The 7157-nt window shown below is 75.1% G+C and carries 6 protein-coding genes; 4 read left to right on the top strand and 2 right to left on the bottom strand.

Going from position 1 to position 7157, the window contains the following annotated elements; translation table 11 throughout:
* Both ACI79O_RS23990 and ACI79O_RS23985 read left to right on the top strand, forming a co-directional pair.
* Positions 1-845: HNH endonuclease signature motif containing protein (locus ACI79O_RS23990; protein ID WP_456915377.1), on the top strand; the 845-nt coding region annotated here is incomplete at its 5' end.
* Between the two features lie 85 nt (positions 846-930).
* Entirely contained in the window at positions 931-1554 is a 624-nt protein-coding gene (locus ACI79O_RS23985) for a copper resistance CopC family protein (protein WP_456915376.1), read from the top strand.
* A 71-nt stretch (positions 1555-1625) separates the two neighbouring features.
* Here ACI79O_RS23985 and uvrA read toward each other — a convergent pair whose 3' ends face one another.
* Together uvrA and ACI79O_RS23975 are read right to left on the bottom strand one after the other, a co-directional pair.
* On the bottom strand, positions 1626-4523 hold the full coding sequence (gene uvrA, locus ACI79O_RS23980; protein WP_456915375.1) for an excinuclease ABC subunit UvrA: 2898 nt from the start codon (positions 4521-4523) through the stop codon (positions 1626-1628).
* Between the two features lie 140 nt (positions 4524-4663).
* Complete coding sequence (locus tag ACI79O_RS23975) at positions 4664-6076, bottom strand: amidase (RefSeq protein WP_456915374.1); 1413 nt, start codon at positions 6074-6076, stop codon at positions 4664-4666.
* A 48-nt stretch (positions 6077-6124) separates the two neighbouring features.
* Here ACI79O_RS23975 and ACI79O_RS23970 point away from each other — a divergent pair, with 48 nt between their 5' ends.
* Both ACI79O_RS23970 and ACI79O_RS23965 read left to right on the top strand, forming a co-directional pair.
* Complete coding sequence (locus ACI79O_RS23970; protein WP_456886240.1) at positions 6125-6781, top strand: MBL fold metallo-hydrolase; 657 nt, start codon at positions 6125-6127, stop codon at positions 6779-6781.
* A gap of 147 nt (positions 6782-6928) precedes the next feature.
* A partial coding sequence (locus tag ACI79O_RS23965; protein WP_456915373.1) for a hypothetical protein occupies positions 6929-7157 on the top strand: 229 nt, incomplete at its 3' end.

Here is a 7157-nt window from a genome sequence, read left to right as displayed (position 1 = left end):
GGGCCCAGATGGAACGCCGCGTGCTGGCCGGCGAGTTCGATCCCGATCCCGACGACACGGTGCCCGACGCCGTCCTGCTCCGGTGGCTCGACCAGGACGGCCCACCGCCTGAGGAGTCACCGCCCGATGCACCGGCCGCGGAGCGGTCCTCCGCCCACCGCGGTGATCCCGGCGATGGCTGGTGGGCGCGCGCCGACCGCGCCGTCGACCAGGCGAGCACCGCCCTGCTCGGGCTCGAGCGCGCCCTCGGCCACGCCCGCCGCACGGTGGCCACCGCGCGGCGCGCCGACACCACCGACGAGGCCACCTGGGCCGCGAGCCCCGCCGGCCGGGTGAGCGCCGCCCCCGACGTCCTCACCCAGCTGGCCGCAGCCACCGAGCAGGCCTGCGCCGACCTCGCCGCCCTGCTCGCCGCCACCGCCGGGGGCGGGCTGACCGACCGGCCCCGCATCGCGCTCACCGACGCGGCCGGCGGTGCGCTGCTGGCCCTCACCGACCTGCCCGCCCTGCACCGCGCCGCCCGCACCGGCACCGGGCTCGGCGCCGCTGCCGCCAGCCCCGGCTACCGGCCGAGCGCCGCCCTCGACCGGCACGTCCGCGCCCGCGACCGCCGCTGCCGCTTCCCCGGCTGCCGCCGCCCCGTGCCCCGCGGCGGCGAGCTCGACCACGCGGTTCCCTGGCCGGCCGGCCCCACCACCGCGGCCAACCTCACCGGCTACTGCACCGGCCACCACCGCGGCAAGCACCAGGCCCCCGGCTGGCGCCACGTTCTCGCCCCGGACGGCACCCTCACCGTCACCACACCCACCGGGCTCACCGCCGCCACCACCCCACCGCCCTACTGACGGGCCCCGAGAAGCGGACCAGCCGGGAACCACACGGCCTCCGCCGACGACCAAGCACGAGAACACCCTGCGCCCTGGAGGTCCCGTGCTGCCTGTCCCCCGTCCGCTCGCCGCGCTCGTGCGGCTCCTGGCGACGGCGGTCCTCGCCCTCGGCCTCGTGATGGCCGTCCCGGGCACCGCCTCGGCGCACACCGCCCTGCGCGCCACCGAGCCCGCCGCCGACAGCACCGTGACGAGCACCCCGCAGGCGGTCACCCTCACCTTCAGCGCGAGCGTGCTCGGCGGCGAGGTCGCAGTGACCGGCCCCACCGGGACGCCCGTCGGCGCCGGCCCGGTGGTCCACGACGGCGCCGTCCTGACCGCGCCCGTCACCCTGGTCGCAGCGGGCCGGCACACGGTCACCTGGTCGGCCGTCGCCGACGACGGCCACACCCTGGACGGCACCTTCGCGTTCGAGTACGCCCCCGCCACTCCCCCGCCGGCGACCGCGCCGACCACCTCCGCCCCGACGTCCTCGGCCCCCACGACCGACCCGACGAGCACCGCGGCCAGCCCGACGGCCGACGGGACGCCGTCGAGCGCCGAAACCGACACGGCGTCCGCGGCGTCCGACGACGGCGGCCTCCCCGGCTGGGTGCTGCCCGCCGCCGCGGTGGCCCTGCTCGCCGCCGGCGCGGCCACGGTCCTCCGGCTCCGCCGCCGCGGCTGAGCGGCCCCCCTCTGCGCGACGGCGCCGGTCCCGGGACTCCGGGACCGGCGCCGTCGTGCGCGGACAGGCGGTCAGCTGGCGCGCTTGCGCGTGGCCCGCTTCTTCGGGCCGGCCGCCGCGGCCTCGATCGCCTCGGGGTCGAGCAGCGGCACCAGGTACCGCCCGGTGTGCGACTCGGGCACCGACGCGACGAACTCCGGCGGCCCCTCGGCCACGACCGTGCCGCCGCGGAACCCGCCCTCGGGGCCCATGTCGATCAGCCAGTCGGCGCTCTTGATGACGTCGAGGTTGTGCTCGATGACGATCACCGAGTTGCCCTTGTCGACCAGCCCCTGCAGCACCAGCAGCAGCTTGCGGATGTCCTCGAAGTGCAGGCCGGTGGTCGGCTCGTCGAGGACGTACACGCTGCGGCCGTTGGACCGCTTCTGCAGCTCGCTGGCCAGCTTGACGCGCTGCGCCTCACCGCCGGAGAGCGTCGTCGCCGGCTGGCCGAGCCGCACGTATCCCAGCCCGACGTCGGTGAGGGTGCGCAGGTACCGCGAGATCGAGGGGATGGCGGCGAAGAACTCCGCGGCCTCCTCGATCGGCATGTCGAGGACCTCGGCCACCGTCTTGCCCTTGTAGTGCACCTCGAGGGTCTCCCGGTTGAACCGGGCGCCCTTGCACACCTCGCACGGGACGTAGACGTCCGGCAGGAAGTTCATCTCGATCTTGATCGTGCCGTCGCCCGAGCACGCCTCGCAGCGCCCGCCCTTGACGTTGAAGGAGAACCGTCCCGGCTGGTAGCCGCGGATCTTCGCCTCCGACGTCTGCGCGAACAGCTTGCGGACCTGGTCCCAGACCCCGGTGTAGGTGGCCGGGTTGGACCGCGGCGTGCGGCCGATCGGCGACTGGTCGACGTGCACGACCTTGTCCAGGTGCTCCAGACCGGTGACCGTGCGGTGCCGCCCGGGGACCATCCGCGCCCGGTTCAGCTGGTTGGCCAGCACCGTGTAGAGGATGTCGTTGACCAGGCTGGACTTGCCCGACCCGGACACCCCGGTGACCCCGACCAGCAGGCCCAGCGGGAAGGTGACGTCGACGCCCTTGAGGTTGTGCTCGCGGGCGCCCTTGACCACCAGCTCGCGGCCGGGCTGCGGCTGCCGCCGCACCGCCGGCACGGTGATCTCCTTGCGCCCCGACAGGTACTGCCCGGTCAGCGACCGCTCGCTGGCCAGCAGCTCCTCGACCGGACCGCTGACGATCACCTCGCCGCCGTGCTCGCCGGCGCCGGGACCGATGTCGACCACCCAGTCGGCGGTCTTGATCGTGTCCTCGTCGTGCTCGACGACGATGAGCGTGTTGCCCATGTCCCGCAGCCGCACCAGCGTCTCGATCAGCCGGGTGTTGTCGCGCTGGTGCAGCCCGATCGAGGGCTCGTCGAGGACGTACAGGACGCCCACCAGCCCCGACCCGATCTGGGTGGCCAGCCGGATCCGCTGCGCCTCGCCGCCGGCCAGCGTCGCCGCCGGCCGGTCGAGGGACAGGTAGTCCAGGCCGACGTCGACGAGGAAGGACAGCCGCGCCTGGATCTCCTTGAGCACGCGGTCGGCGATCGCCCGCTCCCGCTCGCCGAGCTCCAGCGCGCGCAGCCAGTCCGCGGCCTCGCCGATCGACAGGCCGGTGACCTCGGCGATCGAGCGGCCGTTGAGCTTGACCGCGAGGATCTCGGGCTTGAGCCGGGTGCCGTGGCAGACGGGACAGGGCACGTCGCGCATGTAGCCCTCGTACTTGTCCCGCATGTAGTCGCTGTCGGTGTCCTCGTGCCGCCGCTCCAGGAAGGGCAATACGCCCTCGAACGCGGCGTAGTAGCTGCGCTCGCGGCCGTAGCGGTTCTTGTAGCGGACGTGCACCTGGTCCGGAGAGCCGTGCAGCACGGCCTTCTGCACCTTGGCCGGCAGCTTCTCCCACGGGGTGTCCATGGAAAAGCCGAGCTGGTCGGCCAGGCCGGCCAGCAGCCGCTGGAAGTACTCGTTGCTCATCGACCCCGCCCACGGGGCGACCGCGCCGTCGGCGAGGCTCTTCCCCGGGTCGGGGACGACGAGGTCGGGGTCGACCTCCTTGCGGGTGCCGATGCCGGTGCACTCCGGGCAGGCGCCGAACGGCGAGTTGAACGAGAAGCTGCGCGGCTCGAGCGCCTCGAACGACAGGCCGTCGTCGACGCACGCCAGGTGCTCGGAGAAGGTGCGCTCCCGATCGGGGTCGCCCTCGGGCAGGTCGACGAAGTCGAGCACGACCAGCCCGCCGGCGAGGCCGAGCGCGGTCTCGACCGAGTCGGTCAGCCGGCGCTTGGCGCTCTCCTTGACCGTCAGCCGGTCGACGATCACCTCGATCGTGTGCTTCTCCTGCTTCTTCAGCTTCGGCGGCTCGGTGAGCGGGTGCACCGTGCCGTCGACCCGGACGCGGGAGAAGCCCTGCGTCTGCAGCGAGCTGAACAGGTCGACGTACTCGCCCTTGCGCGCCCGCACGACCGGGGCGAGCACCTGGAAGCGGGTGCCCTCCTCCATCGCCAGCACCTGGTCGACGATCTGCTGCGGCGTCTGCCGGGAGATCGGCTTGCCGCAGTTGGGACAGTGCGGCTGGCCGGCGCGGGCGTAGAGCAGCCGGAGGTAGTCGTAGACCTCGGTGATCGTGCCCACCGTCGAGCGCGGGTTGCGGTTGGTCGACTTCTGGTCGATCGAGACCGCCGGGGACAGGCCCTCGATGAAGTCGACGTCGGGCTTGTCCATCTGGCCGAGGAACTGGCGGGCGTAGGCCGACAGCGACTCGACGTAGCGCCGCTGGCCCTCGGCGAAGATGGTGTCGAAGGCCAGGCTCGACTTGCCCGACCCCGACAGCCCGGTGAAGACGATCAGGGCGTCGCGGGGCAGGTCGAGGTGGACGTCCTTGAGGTTGTGCTCACGGGCGCCGCGGACGACGAGACGGTCCAATGTGATCCCTGTCGGTCAGCCGGGCCGGCCGGTCTCGCCGGGCCCTGCGTGGTGGTGTCGAGTTGTCGATACGGGGAACGCCGTCACTGCCCGGGCGCAATCCGTGACGAGGGCGACGTTGCCGCCTGGTGCGGGTGTGCTCAGACGGGAGCCGGGGACGGCGCTCCGGCGGGGTCGAAGACCGGCGCGTGCCGGCGCCAGGGCTGCCGGCGCTCCAGCTCTCCGGCCAGCCAGAGTAGTCGCGTCTCGCTGTCCGGGGGGCCGACCAGCTGGACGGCCAGCGGCACCCCCTCGGCGCGGGTACCGACGGGCACCACGACCGCCGGGACGCCGGCCAGGTTCCACGGTGCGGCCCACGGCGCCCACCGGGCCTGGGTTCCCACGTTCACGACGAACCCGCGCTCGTGCCAGGGCCGCGCGGGCAGCGGCGGGCCGTTGGTGATCGGCGTGAGCAGCACGTCGAGGTCGTCCTCGGCGAAGAAGGCCTCCGTCCGCGCCCGGAACCGCTCGGCGGTCGCGGGCCGGACCAGCCCCGCCCGGCGGACCAGCCGGCCCAGGCGGGCGTGGGTGCGGCTGCGCGGCTGCAGCGCCCCCGGGTCGAGGCCGAGTGCCGCGGCGTCGTCCGCCCCGCCGGCCAGCCAGCGGGCGATCGTGCCGACGGTCGCGTCCGGCGTCGTCCCCGGGTGCCGCTCGACGACGACGTGCCCGGCCCCGCGGAGCAGCCGCGCCGTCCGCTCGACCGCCGCCCGGGTGGGGCCGTCGGGCCGGCTCCCGGCCAGCGGTGAGCGCAGGCTGACGGCGATCCGCAGCGGCCGGCCCGGGTCGGCCGGGGGCGACGACGGGCGCCCCGCGAGGACGGCGGTGCCCAGCGCGACGTCGGCGACGGTGGTGGCCAGGACGCCGTTCTCGACCATGCCGCCCCAGTCGAGCGCCAGCGTGGGCAGCACCCCCCGGCCGGGCTTGAGGGTGACCAGCCCGCACGCGGCCGCCGGCAGCCGCAGCGACCCCATGCCGTCGTTGCCGAGGGCGAGCGGCACCACCCCGGCGGCGACCGCGGCGGCGCTGCCCCCGGAGCTCCCGGCGGGCGACAGCGCGGTGTCCCACGGGTTGCGGGTGACGGTGCCCGGCCCGTCCGTGGCGGCGTAGAGACAGAGCTCGGGCACGCGGGTCACGCCCACGACGACCGCTCCCGCGGCGCGCAGCCGGGCGACCGCCTCGTGGTCGGCGTCGGCGGGCACGCCCGGGTGGGCCACGCAGCCGTCGGTCACCGCCTCGCCGGCCACGGCGACGTTGTCCTTGACGGCCACCGGGACGCCGGCCAGCGGGAGGGACGCGCGGTCGGGCCGGGCGTCGACTTCCGCCGCCTCGGCCAGGGCCGCCTCGGCGCGGACCACGCGGAACGCGCCGATCCGCGGCTCGACGTCGGCGAGGTGGGCCAGGTGCGCGCGCACCACCTCGACGGCGGAGAGCTCCCCGGCGCGCACGCGGGCGGCGATCGCGGTGGCGGGCAGACCGACGACCCGGGCGCCGCCGGGACCTCCGCTAGCGTCCATGGACGCGACCGTAACCGCGGTCGACGACAGTTCTCGAACGGAGGCCCGATGAGCTACACCGGCGACGTCGAGGTGGGCGGCCCGGCCGACGTGCGGGAGCTGCCGGGGCTCGTGGTCAGCAAGGTCGCGGTCAGCGAGATGGCCAACAACGCCTACCTGCTGCGCTGCACCGCGACCGGCCAGGCGCTCCTGGTCGACGCCGCGGCCGAGCCCGAGACGCTGCGGGCGCTGATCGGGGACGCCGACCTGCGCACCGTCGTCACCACGCACGGGCACTGGGACCACCACCGCGCGCTGCCCGACGTCGTCGCGGCCACCGGCGCGACGACCGTCGCGCACGCGGCCGACGCCGCCGACCTGCCGGTGCCGGTGGACCGGACCGTCGCGCACGGCGACACCGTCGAGGTCGGCGAGCAGGTGCTCGAGGTGGTGCACCTGCGCGGGCACACGCTGGGCAGCATCACGCTGGTCTGGCGGGGGCCGGGCGACGCCGGCACGCACGCCTTCACCGGCGACAGCCTCTTCCCCGGCGGCGTCGGCAAGACCTGGTCACCGGAGGACTTCGCCAGCCTGATCGACGACGTCGAGCAGCGGCTGTTCGCCGTGCTGCCCGACGGGACCTGGGTCTACCCGGGGCACGGGAAGGACACGACCCTGGGCGCCGAGCGCCCCTCGCTGCCGGAGTGGCGCGCCCGCGGCTGGTGAGTGCTACCGGGCGCACACCCGACACTCCGAGCGCGCCAGCTCGATCCCCGGGTCCACTCCCCTCGACCTCGTGCACGACCTCGCTGTAGCTGATGGGTCCCGCCGTCACCGGGTGCCGCTGGCCGTCACGGCGACGGGGTCGCGGAGGTGCCCTCGTCGGCGGGACCGGTCGAGACGGCCGGGGTGCTCGTCTCCGTGGTCGGCACGGCCGTCTCCGTGGTCGGCACGGCCGTCTCCGTGGTCGGCACCGCCGTCTCCGTGGTCGGCACCGCCGTCTCCGTGGTCGGCACCGCCGTCTCCGTGGTCGGCACCGCCGTCTCCGTGGTCGGCACCGCCGTCTCCGTGGTCGGCACCGCCGTCTCCGTGGTCGGCACCG

Source organism: Geodermatophilus sp. SYSU D00696, from assembly GCF_054050235.1.
The sequence above is the reverse complement of the archived record's forward strand: the minus strand, read 5'-3'. Positions and strand labels throughout refer to the sequence as shown.

Excerpts from the sequence above, each read along its gene's own strand:
- ACI79O_RS23970 (WP_456886240.1), top strand. The coding sequence starts at position 6,125 with ATGAGCTACACCGGCGACGTCGAGGTGGGCGGCCCGGCCGACGTGCGG.
- ACI79O_RS23975 (WP_456915374.1), bottom strand. The coding sequence starts at position 6,076 with ATGGACGCTAGCGGAGGTCCCGGCGGCGCCCGGGTCGTCGGTCTGCCC.